The 16,117-nt window shown below is 69.7% G+C and carries 12 protein-coding genes; 7 read left to right on the top strand and 5 right to left on the bottom strand.

Going from position 1 to position 16,117, the window contains the following annotated elements:
• Positions 1-3: 3 nt before the first annotated feature.
• Both leuS and D0C15_RS09625 read right to left on the bottom strand, forming a co-directional pair.
• Positions 4-2,919, bottom strand: a complete 2,916-nt coding sequence (gene leuS / locus D0C15_RS09630) for a leucine--tRNA ligase (RefSeq protein ID WP_116043061.1) — start codon at positions 2,917-2,919, stop codon at positions 4-6.
• Positions 2,920-3,079: 160 nt separating this feature from the next.
• Positions 3,080-4,183, bottom strand: a complete 1,104-nt coding sequence (locus D0C15_RS09625) for an esterase-like activity of phytase family protein (RefSeq protein WP_116043203.1) — start codon at positions 4,181-4,183, stop codon at positions 3,080-3,082.
• 66 nt (positions 4,184-4,249) lie between these two features.
• On the opposite strand from D0C15_RS09625, the gene D0C15_RS09620 reads away from it, so the two are divergent.
• The gene (locus D0C15_RS09620; protein ID WP_116043057.1) at positions 4,250-4,672 is read left to right on the top strand and encodes an SdpI family protein; all 423 of its coding nucleotides are present in this window, start codon (positions 4,250-4,252) and stop codon (positions 4,670-4,672) included.
• A gap of 160 nt (positions 4,673-4,832) precedes the next feature.
• Here D0C15_RS09620 and D0C15_RS09615 read toward each other — a convergent pair whose 3' ends face one another.
• Positions 4,833-5,405: a YqgE/AlgH family protein gene (locus D0C15_RS09615; RefSeq protein WP_116043055.1), complete on the bottom strand. Its 573-nt coding sequence runs from the start codon at positions 5,403-5,405 to the stop codon at positions 4,833-4,835.
• Between the two features lie 228 nt (positions 5,406-5,633).
• Here D0C15_RS09615 and D0C15_RS09610 point away from each other — a divergent pair, with 228 nt between their 5' ends.
• The gene (locus tag D0C15_RS09610; protein ID WP_425455375.1) at positions 5,634-6,959 is read left to right on the top strand and encodes an MFS transporter; all 1,326 of its coding nucleotides are present in this window, start codon (positions 5,634-5,636) and stop codon (positions 6,957-6,959) included.
• A gap of 92 nt (positions 6,960-7,051) precedes the next feature.
• Positions 7,052-9,001 (top strand): TNT domain-containing protein, encoded by a 1,950-nt coding sequence (locus D0C15_RS09605; protein ID WP_116043052.1) that lies wholly within the window; start codon positions 7,052-7,054, stop codon positions 8,999-9,001.
• Positions 9,002-9,021: 20 nt separating this feature from the next.
• On the opposite strand, the gene D0C15_RS09600 is transcribed toward D0C15_RS09605, so the two are convergent.
• Positions 9,022-10,302, bottom strand: coding sequence for a sensor histidine kinase (locus tag D0C15_RS09600; protein ID WP_116043050.1), 1,281 nt, complete (start codon positions 10,300-10,302; stop codon positions 9,022-9,024).
• A 103-nt stretch (positions 10,303-10,405) separates the two neighbouring features.
• On the opposite strand from D0C15_RS09600, the gene D0C15_RS09595 reads away from it, so the two are divergent.
• Together D0C15_RS09595 and D0C15_RS09590 are read left to right on the top strand one after the other, a co-directional pair.
• Entirely contained in the window at positions 10,406-11,251 is an 846-nt protein-coding gene (locus D0C15_RS09595) for a helix-turn-helix domain-containing protein (protein ID WP_116043048.1), read from the top strand.
• 22 nt (positions 11,252-11,273) lie between these two features.
• Positions 11,274-11,471 (top strand): DUF397 domain-containing protein, encoded by a 198-nt coding sequence (locus D0C15_RS09590; protein WP_116043046.1) that lies wholly within the window; start codon positions 11,274-11,276, stop codon positions 11,469-11,471.
• 165 nt (positions 11,472-11,636) lie between these two features.
• Here the strand turns inward: D0C15_RS09590 and D0C15_RS09585 are convergent, their stop codons facing one another.
• Entirely contained in the window at positions 11,637-13,088 is a 1,452-nt protein-coding gene (locus tag D0C15_RS09585) for a CCA tRNA nucleotidyltransferase (RefSeq protein ID WP_281270679.1), read from the bottom strand.
• A 126-nt stretch (positions 13,089-13,214) separates the two neighbouring features.
• Between D0C15_RS09585 and D0C15_RS09580 the strand changes: the two genes are divergently transcribed.
• Both D0C15_RS09580 and D0C15_RS09575 read left to right on the top strand, forming a co-directional pair.
• Complete coding sequence (locus tag D0C15_RS09580) at positions 13,215-13,748, top strand: NUDIX hydrolase (protein WP_116043044.1); 534 nt, start codon at positions 13,215-13,217, stop codon at positions 13,746-13,748.
• Positions 13,749-13,809: 61 nt separating this feature from the next.
• A complete protein-coding gene (locus D0C15_RS09575) occupies positions 13,810-15,993 on the top strand; it encodes a DUF6049 family protein (protein ID WP_245975671.1) in 2,184 nt (727 codons plus the stop codon).
• Positions 15,994-16,117: the final 124 nt, after the last annotated feature.

The raw sequence follows: 16,117 nt of genomic DNA, 5'->3' as shown, positions 1-16,117 counted from the left end.
CAGCTACCGGACGACGTTGACCAACCGGCCGGGGACCACGATGACCTTGCGGGGCTCGGCACCGTCGAGCAGCGCGGCGACCTTCTCGTCCGCCAGTGCCGCGGCTTTCACCGCGTCGTCGTCCGCGTCCGCGGCCACGGTGATCCGCGAGCGGACCTTCCCGTTGACCTGGATCGGGTACTCGACCGTCTCCTCGACCAGGTAGCGCTCGTCCACCGCGGGGAACGGACCGTGTGCCAGTGAGTCGGGATGACCCAGCCGGTGCCACAGCTCCTCGGCCACATGCGGGCACAGCGGGGCCAGCATCAGCACGACCGGCTCGGCCAGCGACCTCGGTGTCGCGGTCGCGGAGCCGTAGGTCTTGGTCAAGTAGTTGTTCAGCTCGATCAGCTTCGCGCCCGCGGTGTTGAACCGCATCTCCGTGTAGTCCTCGCGGACACCCGCGATCGTCCGGTGCAGCTGCTTCAGGTCCTCCTCGGTCGGCTCCGCTCCGGAGTCCGGATCGGAAACCCGCAGCTCGCCGGTGTCCTCGTCGACGATCAGCCGCCACAGACGCTGCAGGAATCGCTGGGCGCCGACGACGTCCTTGGTGGCCCACGGCCTGGACACGTCCAGCGGGCCCATGGACATCTCGTAGAACCGGAAGGTGTCGGCCCCGTAGTTCTCCGACATGAAGTCGGGGGTGACGACGTTCTTCAGGCTCTTGCCCATCTTGCCGTACTCCTGCGTCACCTCCTCCTCGCCGAAGAAGAACTTCCCGTCCCGCTCCTCGACCTCGTCGGCCGGCACGTAGGTGCCCCGCGCGTCCTTGTACGCATGGGCCTGGATGTAGCCCTGGTTGTACAGCTTGCGGTAGGGCTCCTTGGACGACACGTGGCCCAGGTCGTACAGCACCTTGTGCCAGAACCGCGCGTACAGCAGGTGCAGCACGGCGTGCTCGACACCGCCGACGTACAGGTCCGTACCGCCGGGATCGTTGACACCGTGCTCGGCGGGACGGGGACCGACCCAGTACTTCTCGTTCTCCGGGTCGACGAAGGCCCTGTCGTTGGCCGGGTCGATGTAGCGCAGCTGGTACCAGCAGGACCCGGCCCACTGCGGCATCACGTTGGTGTCGCGGCGGTACTTCTTCGGCCCGTCGCCGAGGTCCAGGGTCACCTCGACCCATTCGGTGGCCTTCGACAGCGGCGGTGAGGGCTCCGAGTCGGCGTCATCCGGATCGAAGGTCTGCGGCGAGTAGTCCTCCACCTCGGGCAGTTCCACCGGCAGCTGGCTGTCCGGCAGCGCGATGGGCAGGCCGTCGGAGTCGTACACGATGGGGAAGGGCTCACCCCAGTACCGCTGGCGCGCGAACAGCCAGTCGCGCAGCTTGTACTGCACGGTGCCTTCTCCGTGGTCGTGCCGCTCCAGCCAGGCGATCATCGCCTTCTTGGCGTCCTCGATGCCCATGCCGTTGAGGATCAGGTCCTCGTTGGCCGAGTTGATCGCCGGACCTTCGCCGGTGAACGCCTGGCCGCCGGACTCCTCGAACCCCTCGCCGGGGTCGACCGTGCGGACGATCTCCAGGCCGAACTCGGTGGCGAAGTCCCAGTCACGCTGGTCCTGCGCGGGCACGGCCATGATCGCGCCGGTGCCGTAGCCCATCAGCACGTAGTCGGCCACGAAGACCGGGATCTCGGTGCCGGTGGCCGGGTTGATCGCGAAGGAACCGGTGAAGACACCGGTTTTGTCCTTGTTCTCCTGCCGGTCCAGGTCCGACTTCCGGGAGGCGGCCCTGCGGTACGCCTTGATCGCCTCCACGGGCGTCTCGGCTCCTCCGGTCCAGCGCTCGTCGACACCGTCCGGCCACTCGACCGCGGTCAGCTCCGCCACCAGCGGGTGTTCCGGGGCCAGCACCATGTACGTCGCGCCGAACAGCGTGTCCGGGCGGGTGGTGAAGACCTCGATCGCATGCTCACCCGCGCGGAACGAAACCTGCGCGCCGTGCGAGCGGCCGATCCAGTTCCGCTGCATGGCCTTGACCTTCTCCGGCCAGTCCAGCAGGTCCAGGTCGTCGACAAGACGATCGGCGTATGCGGTGATCCGCATCATCCACTGGCTCAGGTTCTTCCGGAAGACCGGGAAGTTCCCCCGGTCACTGCGCCCGTCGGCGGTGACCTCCTCGTTCGCCACCACGGTGCCCAGGCCTGGTGCCCAGTTCACCGGTGCGTCGGAGATGTACACCAGCCGGTGCGCGTCGATGATCTCGCGCTGCTCCACGCGGGTCAGCTCACACCAGTTGCGCCCGTCCGGCGTACGCCGCTTGTCCTGCGCGTACTCCTTCTCCAGCTCCACGATCGGCCGGGCCTTGCCCTGCTTCTCGTCATAGTACGAGTTGAAGATCTGCAGGAAGATCCACTGAGTCCAGCGGTAGTACTCGGGGTCCGTGGTGGCGATGGACCGGCGCTCGTCGTGGCCCAGCCCCAGCCTGCGCAGCTGCCTGCGCATATTCGCGATGTTGGCCTCGGTGGTCGTGCGCGGGTGGGTGCCCGTCTGCACGGCGTACTGCTCGGCGGGCAGCCCGAAGGCGTCGTAGCCCAGCGCGTGCAGCACGTTGCGCCCGATCATCCGGTTGTACCGGGCGTAGACGTCGGTGCCGATGTAGCCAAGGGGGTGGCCGACGTGCAGTCCCGATCCGGAGGGGTAGGGGAACATGTCCTGCACGAACAGCTTGTCCGAGGGGACCTGGCCCGCGCCGTCGGTTATCGAGAGCGGGCCTGTCGGGTTCGGCGCGTGGTAGGTGCCGTGGTCGGCCCAGTAGTCCTGCCAGCGCAGCTCGATCTGCCCCGCCAGCTCCGCCGTGTAGCGGTGCCGCGGCTGCTCCGCGACGCTCGGGGCGTCCTCGCTGTTCCGAGGTGCGCCTTCGGTCGTCTCGCTCATCGCCGATCCTCCGTAGAAATGACGCGACCCCCCAGCCATGAGGCGTGAGGGGTCGCCGCGCTGAGCCGGTCGGGCCGGTCAGCGCGGCCAGGTAAGCAGACTGGCCGACTTCATGGGCCTCATGGTAACGGGCTCGACCACCGGGTTTCCGTCAGCCCGGTCAGCGCACCGCGAGCGCGACGAACTGGGTCACCTGGCTTGGGGAGAAGTTGTCATCGCTGACCAGCAGCAGGGTCCGCTCACCGGTGTCCAGCCGAGGGCCCCAGGTCATGCCCTCGACGTTGTCGACCCGGTCGAGTCCCAGGTCCGCGAGATCGAGCAGCAAACGCTTGCGCACTGGTCGGAGGTGGTCTTCTTCGGCCAAGGAATCGCTGTATGCCACGTTTGTCGCGCCGCTGGTGTCGACCCGGTAGATCCGAATCCGGTTGCCCACTCCTGCGACGAAGGAGCGCTCCATGACCAGGTACCGCGTCTTGTCGGTGCCTTCGGCGAGGATCGAGGAGACTCCGGTCATCGCGAAGCCGTCCGCGGGCACCGGCTCGGCGAACACCGGCTCCATCGGATAGGCGTACTGCGCGAAGACCGGCCCCCTGCGGCCCTGCACGGTGATCCGGGAGAGCGCGCCACGCGTGGTGTCGGCCTCCGGGCCGTCCTGCAGCAGCGGGCCTTCCATCGCGCTCGTGACCAGCGCGCCGGACGCGGCGAAGGTCAGGCCCTCCGGCCCGAGGTTGCGCCGCGGGCCCGCGTCCTCGGTCATTCGCGAGCTGTCCGGGATCGGCAGGTCCCGCACGTAACCGCCATCGCGACGTGCCTCCCGCACCGAAGGGTCGAGCAGGACTCCCGCGGCCCGCTCACCCTCCTGCGACCAGTAGTAGCGCCCGGTGAACGGATCCACCCGCAGTTCCTCCGGATCGACCGAGCCCTCGGCGTAGGCGGTTCCGTCCTCACCGGTGAAGGTGTGGGTACCGGTCAACCGCACCTCACCGAGCTCGCGCGCGTCCACGTCCATCCGGGCGGTGTAGAAGCGGGCAGGCTGCAGTTGCGAGCGGTCGTCGCTGATCAGCACGTACTCCCCGGTGCGCTGGTCGTAGTCGATACTCGACAGCCCGCCGACCGTCGTGCCCTGGAAGTCGAGGCGGTGCGGCAAGGTCTGTTCGCCGATCAGCCGGACGGACCGGAGTGCGCCCGCTTCCGCGGCGGGGGAGTGGACGAGCCCGAGCGCGAAGGCGCAGGCCAGGACTGCGGCAAGTGAACGTCGTGACATGACGTGCAGCACAGCGCATCAGGGTAGCGGCTGGGTTGCCATCACATGACGCTCTAGTCTGAAGGCGTGTTCGTCATCGCGCTGCTTCCGGTCCTGCTCGGCGTCCTGGTCGGCTGGGGCGGCTACCTCGGCTGGCGGGAGAAGCTGCCCAGGGATCGCGGCGCCGGGGTACGCACTGCCGCGACACTGCGCAGCGACGAGGCGTTCCGGGTGGCGAACAGGGTCGCCGGGATGCCGACGGTCGTCGCGGGTGGCATCGGCGTCGTCGCCGGTGTGGCCGGCCTGCTGATGCCGTCGACCGGCGGGCTAATCGCCGCGGCGGTGATCGGCCTGCTCGGGATGTTCGCCCTGCTCGCAGGCGGCGGAGTACTGGGGCATCGAGCCGCGACGGCGGTGCCCGCACCCGCCGCGCCGACCGGCTGCGGCGGCTGCGCCTGCGGAGGCGGCGGCTGCGGCTCAGCCACGACAACGGCGAACGCAGCCCAGTAAGGACGCCAAGGCACCTACCGTCGTGGGCCTTTGGAGCGTCTGCAAGTACCACCAAGCAAGATCAAGTACGCCTTTTTCCGCTACCAACCTGGTGGTGGCTTGGTAGCGGTTAGCGACGGTGTCGATCTTGCTTGGTGGTACTTGCAGGCACACCTTCTGCTTAGTTGCGTTGGAGGTCGCCGGGGTGGGTGGCCAGCAGGGCTGTCGGGACGCCTTGCCTGCGCAGGACCTGACCCCAGAGGTCGTGTTTCGGGGTCGCCAGCACATCGCTCGGTAGCGCGGCGACGATGAGCCAGTCACCACGGCCGATCTCCTCCGCCAGCTGCCCCGTGTCCCAGCCCGCGTAGCCGGCGAACACCCGCAGCCCGCGAACCTTCGGCACGAGCAGATCCGGATCGGCATCGAGGTCGACCAGCGCCACCGGACCACGGACCGCGATCACACCGGGGACACTCGCGGCCGTCTCGCCAGTGCGCAGCGCGGCAAGGCACAGCGCGGTCTTCTTCTCCACCGGCCCGCCGACGAACACCGACTGCGGCTCGACCACATGGCTGCCCCAGTTCGGCAGCACGTCGTCGACCGGCACCTCACTCGGCCGGTTCAGCACCACACCCAGCGTGCCTTCCTCCCGGTGGTCGATGACGAACACCACGGTTCGCCGGAAGTTCGGGTCGAACATCGTTGGGGCAGCGACCAGGAGTGATCCCGGCTCAACCTCGGCGTCCGCTCGCACGCGTACATGATCCCATCAACCGGGGAACACGAGTGCGCCGTGGGCCGTTAACCAAGTGGCCGGCGCACTCCGTGTCCCCCGGGCCCACTTGAGAAGAGCCGTTGTGGAATACCGTTCGGCAGGAGCCACACTGCGCCACGCCGCCGAGAGGCGACCAAGTGCGCCGGCCCACGACTTTCGATCAGTCTCGGCCGATTTCCGCCCCTGATCCCCGTAGGCTGGAACATCGTGACCACCAGCGCGCCTTCCGGACAGGAGACCGCGGTCGCCGACGGCGCGACCGAGCGAATCTCGCCCCGCGCGCTCTTCCGGCTGGTGGAGTTCCGGCACCTGCTCTGGACCCGATTTCCCGCGCAGTGGGGGGACGGCGTCTTCCAGGCCGGACTGGCCGGTGCCGTGCTGTTCAACCCGCAACGCGCGGCCGACGCGCTGACCATCGCGGGCGGCTTCGCGGTGCTGCTGCTGCCGTACTCGCTGATCGCGCCGTTCACCGGTGCGCTGCTCGACCGGTGGGACCGCAGACGCGTCCTGATCATCGCCAACGCCCTGCGCGCGGTCGCCATCCTGTGCTGCGCGGGCGGGGTGGCACTCGGGGTCGGCGGTACCTGGTTGTTCATGCTGGCGCTGCTGGTGATGGCCATCTCCCGGTTCGCCGGGTCCGGACTCTCCGCCGCGCTGCCACACGTGGTGCCCGAACGCTCCATCGTCACCGCGAACGCCCTGGCCACGACCCTCGGCGCGGTCACCGCGGTATTCGGCGGCGCTTGCGCCATCGGGCTGCGCGCACTCCTCGGTCAGGGCAACGTCGGTTCGGGGGCAACCACGGCGATCGCCACCGTCGGCTCGGTGGTGGCCGCCCTGGTCGCCACGCGGATTCCGCGGGGGCTGCTCGGCCCGACGCGGGTGGACGAGCCCGCCGACGCCCTCGCGGCGGTGGCCAGGGGACTGGTCGACGGAGCGCGCGCCGCACTGCGCTGCCCCGGCGTTCGCGCAGGCTTCGTCGCGCTGCTCGCACACCGGGCGGCTTTCGGTATCGCACTGCTGCTCACCGTGCTGCTCATGCGCTTCTCGTTCACCGATGCGGGTCCGTTCAAGGCCGGTCTCACCGGGCTTGGCCAGGTGGCGGTGCTCGGCGGCGCAGGCATCGTGCTCGCCGGCTACCTCACACCCCGCCTGGTCGAACGGTTCGGCAGGCGGAGGGCGATCGTCGGCTCGCTGCTGCTGGCCGCGCTCGCACAGGCCGGTCTCGGCCTGCCGTTCCTGCTGCCGACCGTGCTGATCGCCTCGTTCGCGGTCACCTCGGCTGGTCAGGTCATCAAGTTGTGTGTGGACGCCTCCGTGCAGCGCGATATCGGGGACGAATCCCGTGGCCGGGTCTTCGCGCTCTACGACACCCTGTTCAACCTCACCCAGGTCGTCGCGGTCACGGTGGCGGCGCTGCTCACGCCGCCCGACGGGCACGCTCCAGCCTTGCTCGCCGGGGCCGTCGCCCTCTACCTGCTCGGTGCCGCAGGCTTCCTCCGGGCAAGCCGACGGGCCGACCCGGCCGGGTGACGGCCGATGTTTCGCCGAGGCCGCTGCCTACTAAGTTTGGTCCGGGTCAAGTTCGATGGGGAGTTGTGCGGGTGACACGAGGGGGAACGGACTTGCGTTATCGAGTTGAGGTGGCCGACCGTCCTGACGGTCTCTACGCGGTGTGGCACGAACAGGTCTACCGGGCACAGCGATCGACAGCGGATTCGACGGTGTTGCTGGTGGCACCGGCGGGCGAGGACGCGCCGGAGGGGTTCGACACGCAGTGGCGGGACCTGCCCGCCAAGGTCGTACCCGAGGCGAAGGTCGCCGCCACGTTCACCATCCACACCCAGTGTCTGTACGACGACGAGATCTATCGGATCGCGCCGCAGTCCGGCGAAGCCGAACTGACGCTGCGCTGGACCGGGCAGGACGAGACCACCGCGACGCAACTGGGGCTGACCGACTTCACCACGACCACCTCGGACCCCGAAAGCGTGCTGGCGCTCTGGCAGGAGCGGCACGACTTCACCTCGGCGGCCGCCGTACGCCCGGCGCCGGGATCGGTCGAGCCCGGCGCGCTGTTGCGCTCGATCGGGCGCACGATGGTGCGCAGCCTGCCGGACGGCTGGCAACGCGTCGCCGCCCAGTTCCGGCAGGTCGGGGACTACTCCGAGCTCGAGGTGCGGGCGGTGGCCGAGGACGTGATCGTGTCGCTCTCCTCGCCACCCGAGCTCGGCCACCTCTTCGCCAGACTGCGCTCGGCGATGTACGAAGCCGGTTCCGGCACCTGGTTCCAGGGGACGTTCACGCTCGACTCGGCGTCGAACTTCGACTTCGACTTCGACAAGCAGACCGAGCCGAACTGGCGGCTCGGCCCCGGCGCACGCGGGCGCACGTCCGCTCGCGCGTACGAGGCCGAGCTCGAGTACCACCCCCGCGAACGCGGACAGGTGCCGCAGTGGCTGGCCGCGCGGGCTGGACTGCCACTGGATGTCGAGTTCCGGCTGGCCAAGGTGGTCGACGCGCATACCGAGGGCGAACCGCCCGTGGTGAACCGGCAGCCGGTGGCGCAGGACGAGGCACGGGCCGTGCTCGGCTACCTGTACCGCGCGCCGGTCGCACTGAGCAAACCCGGTCTGCTGCCGGACATCTTCGCTCCGCACAACCCGCCGGACGTGCCGGACGCCTTCCACACGGACGGAACCTGGATCTGGCCCGCCTCGGTGCCGCACTACCTGCGCAAGTACGGGCTGCCACCGGAACCCGACCTGCTCGCCCACATCCGGGCGGCGGGGCACCGGCCGCCGTACGTCGGCGAACGGGTGCGGGCCACCGCTGAGGCAGAGATCCTCGGCGCGCCCAGGCCCGGCCAGACCGCCGCCGACCTCGGCGACGCCGGCGCGGATGCCGAACTCACCATGGCCGCCTCGCTCGAACGCGGCGCGGAACCGGATCGGGAACTGCGCGGTTCGGAAGTACTCGCCACCCTGCGGCGGCGACTGGCCGAACAGGGGATTCCCGAGGACGCATACCGGATCGGCGAGCACATCGACGGCGCGTGGTGCCTGCTGCGCACCGCGCAGGGGTGGCAGGTGGCTCGCTTCGCCGATGGCGCCCCGGTCGAGCCGATGCTGTTCCCGCGCATCCAACCCGCCGCGCGAGCACTGCTCGGCTCCCTGCTGCTGTACCCCGGACGTCGTTTCCTGCCCGCCGAGGTCGAGGCACGGGAGCCGGCAACGCACGCCACGGACTGGCCGGTGCTACCCGTGCGCGGTGAGCCGCCGCTGACCTTCTACCGGGGGAAACGGATGATCACGCTCCCGGAGGGCACCACGATCACCCGGTTCGGCACCGAGGCGGGCAACCTCGCACATCCGGAGGGCACGCCGTTCGCCGAGACCTCGCTGACGTTCGAACGCGAACACGACCGGCACAGCTACGTGTTGCGGCGCACGCTGCGGGTTCTCGCCGGGATCGCCGTTCCGTGGAACGGTCTGCCCGGTGGCGCGATCACCTACCTGCTGCCTCGCCCGATCGGGCACCACCTGGAGACCGGCGCACTGGACCGCCTCGGCTGAGGCCATTCAGTGCTTGTCGCTCAGAAGGGCACCCAGAGGGTCACCCGGGTGCCCGCGCCGGGGGCCGAGTCGATCCGCGCGCTGCCGCCGACCTCGGCGAGCCTGGCTTTGATCGACTCACTGATGCCGAAGCCCGCGGTGCGGCTCTCCTGGCTGAACCCGGCGCCATGATCCCGGACTGTCGTGACGATCCCGCCTTCGTGCTGCTCGACCCGGACCAGCACGTTGTCGGTCCGGGCGTGCTTGCGGGTGTTGCGCAGTGCCTCCCGGACGGCATCTCGCAACGCCAGCTGGCGGACCTCGGACAGCGTTTCGTCGTCGAGTTCGGCGATCACCAACTGGGCCCGCAGACCGTCCCTGGCCACCTCGGCGGCCAGCGCCCCCAGCTTCTCCCCGAGGGGCCTACCGGGCCCGCCCTCCGCCGACTCCAGCTCCGTGCGCAGCTCCGCCGCCTGAGCGCGGGCCATCCGCCGCAACTGCTCCGGATCGTCGTGCAACGCCATCGCCTCGAGGGTCTGCAGCACCGTGTCGTGCAGCCTGCGGTGCTGCACTGCCCGTTCGGCCCGCCGCCCGGTGCGGAGGCCATGTGCCAGCGCCAGCCGGGTGCTCATCCCCAGCAGGATCAGCGCTCCAGTGGCGGTGAGCAGCACTCCGGCGACACGACCGAGCCCACCAAGGGTGCCCACCGGATCGAACCGGCCCGCGTTCAGCCAGACACTCGCCAGGTGCAGGGGAACGACCATGAGTGCGAGCGCGGCACCACGGGGCACCCCGAGCACCAGGGTGAACAGCGCGATACCCCCGAGCAGGTGTTTACCCGGCACGGCCAGTGCGGCGTCGAAGGCCGCCGCCGGCGCGATCGCCGCGACGAGCAGTGTCGCCACGATCGTGAACAGCACGTCGAGGCCCAGCAGCCGGGCCGAGAGGCGCGGTGCCCACGAAAGCAGCCGGACCACCCCGAACACGTTCAACCCGACCGAGCACACGGCCACCAGCAGCACCGGGAGCAGGACCTGCCACCCGCCGTCGGCCGGAGCCGCGAACGCGACGAAGGCGGCGGGCACCGCGAGGGTCCGGTAGGCCAGCGGCACGAGCGCGACATATCGGGCCGCGTGCAGCAGCGGTCCCTCCCGCTCGACCCGGCCCACCGGGCCGTTCAGGCGACGGAGCCGGTGTAGCCGCGGTGCGGGTCCCGCCGGTTCGTCGGCAAGGTCGTCCGGGGTGGCGGCCAGCACGGGCGCGCCACGACGAAGAAGTGTTGCCAGGAAGTTGGCGCGGCGATCCCCGCCCTGATCGGACATGTCCGGATTATCCGCCGATGCTCGGGTTGTCGCGGCGTGGCGCAATTCCGCTTCGGCCTTTCCCGGCGGACTATTGCTCGCACCGAGTAACGGGAGGTAACCGGTGAGTGCGCAGGAGTCGCCGACGTTCCGCCGCAGGTACCTCGGCCGCCTGCTGCGCGGACTGCGGGACGAGGCCCGCATGTCCACCGACGAGGTGTGCCGGCGACTGGAGTTCTCCCCGGCGCGGCTGAGCCGGATCGAGAACGGCCGCACCGCGACGGACGTGCTCGTGGTGAAGGCGATGCTCGACCTCTACGGCCTGCCGGTGAACGACTGGGCGCCCTACGAACAGCTCGCCAGGGAGGCCAAGAAGAAGGGCTGGTGGCAGGAGTTCGGCGTGGAGGCGCGGGGCTACGTCTCGCTGGAGGCGGCGGCGTCCACCCTGTGCCACTACGAACTCGGTGACATACCAGGACTGCTACAGACCGAGGCCCACGCGCGGACGCTGTTCGAGAAACTGTCGAAGCGGCGCGGCAAGCACTGGATCGACGACCAGATCGCCGTGCGGCTGATCCGCCAGCAACGACTGCGCAGCGACATCGATCCGCTGGAATTCGCCGCGATCATGGACGAGACGGTGCTCTGGCGGCCGGTCGGCGGGCCGGAGGTGCAGCGGGAGCAGATGCGGCACCTGCTGGAGCTCGCCGAACTGCCCACGGTGACCCTGCAGGTGCTGCCGCTGTCCGCGTCCCCGCACGTCGGCCTGGACGGTTCCTTCCACGTACTGGGTTTCGCCGAGAAGGACGAGCCGGACCTCGCCTACGTGGAGCACGTGTTCGGCTCCCTGCAAATCGAGAAGGAGGCCGAGGTCCGCGCCTGTAAACTCGCCTTCGAGAGGCTGCGCACTGAGGCACTCACCCCGGACGGCTCCGCCGAGCTGGTGCGGGACGTGCTGGCGCGGCTGTGACACGGCGAGAGAGGCGAGGACGATGCCGACCCGAGACCCCTCCGGCGCCCGCTGGTTCACCAGCAGCTACACCACCGGCAACGGCGGCGACGGAAGTTGCGTCGAGGTGGCGTTCACCGGCGAGGCGGTCGCCGTCCGCGACACCAAGGACCGCGACGGCGGCACCCTAGCCGTCCCGGCCCCCGCCTGGACCCACTTCCTGACCGACCTGCGCCACTGAATCACCGCCGCCGACTTTGCACTACCGGGGCCGGAGTTGGCACTTCCGGCGGTGACGCGGTGCCGCGCCCCAGATCGGCGTCAGCGCGCGGAACTGCAAATTCAGGCCCCAGAACTGCAAAGTCGGGCGCCAAAACTGCAAAGTCGGGCGCGGCGACCAGCATCGTCAGGCGCCGTCGGGCTGCTCGATGCCCTGATCGGCGGCCCATTTCCGCAGTTCGGCGACCGCCTCGTCGTGGTCCAGCGGGCCACGGTCGAGCCGCACGTCCTTGAGATGCTTCCAGGCCTTGCCGACGAGCGGCCCCGGCGGCAGGCCGAGCAGCTTCATGATCTCGTTGCCGTCCAGGTCCGGCCGCACCCTGGCCAGGTCCTCCTCGGCGGCGATCCTGGCGATCCGCTCCTCGAGATCGTCATAGGTGCGCTGCAGGGAGGCTGCCTTGCGCTTGTTCCGCGTGGTGCAGTCCGCGCGGACGAGCTTGTGCAGCCGGGGCAGCAGGTCCCCGGCGTCGGTGACGTAGCGGCGTACGGCCGAGTCCGTCCACTCGCCCTTGCCGTAGCCGTGGAAGCGCAGGTGCAGAAACACCAGCTGCGAAACGTCGGCGATCACGTCCTTGGAGTAGCGCAGCGCGCGCAAACGCTTGCGCGCCATCTTGGCGCCCACGACCTCGTGGTGGTGGAAGCTCACTCCGCCCCCTGGCTCGAACTTGCGAGTGGCTGGCTTGCCGATGTCGTGCAGCAGCGCGGCCAGGCGCAGGACGAGGTCCGGTTCCGAGTTCGGCTCGTGCGTGCTTTCCAGGTCGATCGCCTGATCGAGCACCGTCAACGAGTGCTCGTAGACGTCCTTGTGCTGGTGATGCTCGTCGATCGCGAGGCGCATCCCCGGCACCTCCGGCAGCACGTGTTCGGCGAGCCCGGTGCGCACCATGAGCTCGATCCCGGCTCGCGGCGACACCCCGGTCATCAGCTTGGACAGCTCCGTCTGCACCCGCTCCGCGGTGATCCGGCTGATCTCGGCCGACATCGCGGTCATCGCGTCCACCACCCGCTTCGCCGGCGTGAAACCGAGCTGGGAGACGAACCGCGCGGCCCGCAGCATCCGCAGCGGGTCGTCGGCGAACGACTCCTCGGGAGTGGCCGGAGTGTCGAGCACCTTGCCGGTGATCGCCTCCAGGCCGCCGTGCGGGTCGACGAACTTCTTGGTCGACAGTTCGATCGCCATCGCGTTGGCGGTGAAGTCCCTGCGCAGCAGGTCACCGTCGATCGAATCGCCGAACGCGACCTCCGGATTGCGGCTCACGCGGTCGTAGGAATCCGCGCGGAACGTGGTGATCTCCAGCGTGACGCCCTGTTTCGTGGCACCGACCGTGCCGAACGCGATGCCCGTGTCCCACAGTCCGTCGGCCCAGCCCGCGAGGATCTGCTGCACTCGATCGGGGCGCGCGTCGGTGGTGAAGTCCAGGTCCGTGGACAACCTGCCGAGCAGGGCGTCCCGCACGCTGCCGCCGACGAGGAACAGCGAGTGACCCGCCTTGGTGAACCTGGCGGCGAGTTGGTCGGCAACCGGCGACAACCGCATCAGCTCGGCCACCGCGTTGCGCTTCGCAAGTAGTTCGTTCACTCAGATCCCACCAGGACAGCGGCTACCGTCGAAACGCACGGCGCAGCCGCGCTTACTACACGGACTGATCAACACGGACACGAGAAGCCAGCGTACCGCCGCGGGCATTTGCTCTAGCATCGCAGCATGTCTGGATCGGCCGGTCGCTCCGGTGGTGCCAAACCGGGACGCCGGTCGCGGCGCCGCCGCGGCAGGAGGCTGACCACGGTCAACGAGACATCGGCAGGCGGGCTCGTCGTAGACCCCGACCGCACCGAGGCGGTGCTCATCGGCAGGCTGGACCGGCAGGGCAGGCTGCTCTGGTCGTTGCCGAAGGGACATATCGAGGACGGCGAGACCACCGAAGAGACCGCGATGCGCGAGGTGAAGGAGGAGACCGGCATCTCCGCGCAGGTACTGCGGCCGCTGGGCACCATCGACTACTGGTTCGTGGCCGAGCGCAGACGGGTGCACAAGACCGTGCATCATTTCCTGCTCGAGGCCACCGGTGGCGAACTGTCCGACGAGGACGTGGAGGTCACCGAGGTGGCCTGGGTGCCGGTGGGCGAACTCGAGGACAAGCTCGCCTATGCCGACGAGCGCAAACTGGTACGCAAAGCCCGCCAACTGTTCGCCACTGGTGAGATGGACGCCGAGATCACCGGAGAAGCCCGCGAGTGAGGGCACGCAGGAAAGCAATGAGTGGGCGGCACGAGCCCGCATCGACCGCGAAGGGTGAGTCGTGAGCGCGCACCTGGCGAGATCCCGCCTCGCCGCCGCCGCACTGGCGCTGTTGTTCCTCGCCGCGTCGGGCCTTGTCGGGAGCTCCGGGGCCACCGCCTCCGCGCAGCCGCTGCCGGACACCCCGAACCGGTTACAACTCGACATCGACGAGTTCGCGCCGAGGATGCTCGACACGGACTCCGAAACGGTGACGGTCTCGGGCACGATCACCAACATCGGTGACCGGCGCATCAGCGACCTCACCGCCCGCCTGCAGCTGGGTGAGCGCCAGGGCACCGAGCGGGCCATCGCGGACTCGCTCAGCGAGCCACCGCCCACCGACGCCTCCATGACCACCTTCATCGACGTCACCGAGAGCCTCGACCCCGGCCGTTCGGCAGCACTGCGGATCACCGCGTCGCTCAACGCCGGCCCCGGCTCCCTGCGGGTCGACAGCACCGGGGTCTACCCACTGCTGGTCAACGTCAACGGCACCCCCGAGTACGGCGGCCCCGCCCGGCTGGCCTCGATGAACATGCTGCTCCCGGCAGTCGGCGTGCCCGGCGGGCCTGCCCCGGAACCACCTGACGGCACGACCGACGTCGCCATGCTGTGGCCGATCGCGGACACGAGGCCGAGGATCGTCGCCGCGCCCTACAACGGCCAGGTCGTGCTTTCCGACGACGAACTCGCCGTCGACCTCGCACCGGGCGGGCGGCTCGACGCCCTGGTCTCGGCGGCCGAGGCCGCCCGAAGCGATCAGCAGGTGTTCGGTTCGCTCTGTTACGCCCTGGATCCAGACCTGCTGGAAACGGTCGAGGCGATGGCGGGCGGCTACCAGGTGCGCACGCAGTCGGGTGTCGTGGCAGGCCGCGGCACCGAGGCGGCGAAACGGTGGTTGGTCTCGCTCCGGGAACTCGTGCGTGGCCAGTGCATCGTGCAACTCCCCTTCGCCGACGCCGACCTCAGCGCGTTGTCGCGGGTACGCAGGGACGGCTCGGCCGATCAGAACCTGAGCGCGGCCGCGGTCAACGGTGGTCCCACCATCCAGCGGCTGCTCGGCATGCGCCCCCTCGGCGGCGTGCTCTGGCCCTCGGGCCCGCTCGACCGCACCGCGGTGTCCTGGCTCGGAGAGGCCGGGGTCGGCGCGGTGCTGACACCTTCGAACGGACTGGAGCCGACCCGGCCGAGCGACTCGGGCGTCCGGCTGGCGGGCACCGCACTGCGCGCACAGCCGTTCGACTCGCTCGTGGCCAGATCACTGTCCGGCACCCTGGCGGCCGGGAGTGCGCTGACCCCGGCGGACGAACCGGACGTCGCGGTACAGAACGGGCTGGCGACACTGGCCTTCCGCACCGGGCTCGGGGACGAGCAGAGCAGCGGCCCGGTGCTGGTGGCTCCCCCGCACGGGTGGACCGCCCCCGAGGACGAGCTGCGGACACTGCTGGACACGGTCGGCGAGCTGATGGCGGACGGGCAGGCGGCCCCGGCCTCCCTGCAGCAACTGCTCGGCGAGGAGCCGGTCGGCGAGGCGAGGATCGGCTACGCGGCCTCCGAGGTCTCGGCCGAGGTTTCCGGTGCGGTCACGGACGCGATGTCGGAGATCGACACGACGATCGGTGACCTTGTCGACGCCATGTCGGTGGACGCGACCCTGCAGATCGAACCTCAGGAATTGACCCGGCCGCTGCGCAACGGCCTGATCCGGGCCTCCTCGGCGGCCTGGCCGGACCTGCTGAGCAGGCGCAACGCCGTGGCGGACGCGCGCGCCCAGGTCGATGCCCTGCGCAAGCGGGTGACCGTGGAGACCCCTGGGCAGCCGCTGACCCTGGCCTCGGGGTCGTCGCCGCTGCCCATCTACCTGACCAACGACCTGCCGGTGGTGATGACCGTCCGGGTCGAACTCGCGAACGCATCGGGCCTGCGCCCCGCCCCGGTTGGGGACCTCACCATTCCCGCGGGCGCCAAGGTCACGCAGCGAATTCCCACCGAGGCGCTGCGCGCTGGGCGGTTCAGCGTCGTGGTCTCGCTCACCACGCCGGGCGGGACCGAGCTCGGCACACCCGCGAGATTCGAGCTGAACTCAAACGAATACGGCGTTATCACGCTGGTCCTGACCGCGGGAGCGGCCGGTGCGCTGCTGCTGCTCTCCGGCCGCAGGATCTACCGGCGGATCCAGGAGCGGAAGGCCGCGAACCAGTGAGGGTCGTACAAGAGCGGTCGACGGAGGCTGGCCGGAGCCTGCCGCGTGCGGGTGAGACAAGAACAACAGCCGGGCCAGCGGCTGTGTATCACCCGAACATGAATGAGACACAGTGATGGCCGGC

Origin of the sequence: Amycolatopsis palatopharyngis, assembly GCF_003385185.1 — a bacterium.
Taxonomy (GTDB): domain Bacteria; phylum Actinomycetota; class Actinomycetes; order Mycobacteriales; family Pseudonocardiaceae; genus Amycolatopsis; species Amycolatopsis palatopharyngis.
The sequence above is the reverse complement of the archived record's forward strand: the minus strand, read 5'-3'. Positions and strand labels throughout refer to the sequence as shown.

What these genes read in the sequence shown, in the direction of transcription:
- D0C15_RS09580 (WP_116043044.1), top strand. Translation starts at nt 13,215, where the DNA reads ATGTCTGGATCGGCCGGTCGCTCCGGTGGTGCCAAACCGGGACGCCGG.
- leuS (WP_116043061.1), bottom strand. Translation starts at nt 2,919, where the DNA reads ATGAGCGAGACGACCGAAGGCGCACCTCGGAACAGCGAGGACGCCCCG.
- D0C15_RS09625 (WP_116043203.1), bottom strand. Translation starts at nt 4,183, where the DNA reads ATGTCACGACGTTCACTTGCCGCAGTCCTGGCCTGCGCCTTCGCGCTC.
- D0C15_RS09600 (WP_116043050.1), bottom strand. Translation starts at nt 10,302, where the DNA reads ATGTCCGATCAGGGCGGGGATCGCCGCGCCAACTTCCTGGCAACACTT.
- D0C15_RS09590 (WP_116043046.1), top strand. Translation starts at nt 11,274, where the DNA reads ATGCCGACCCGAGACCCCTCCGGCGCCCGCTGGTTCACCAGCAGCTAC.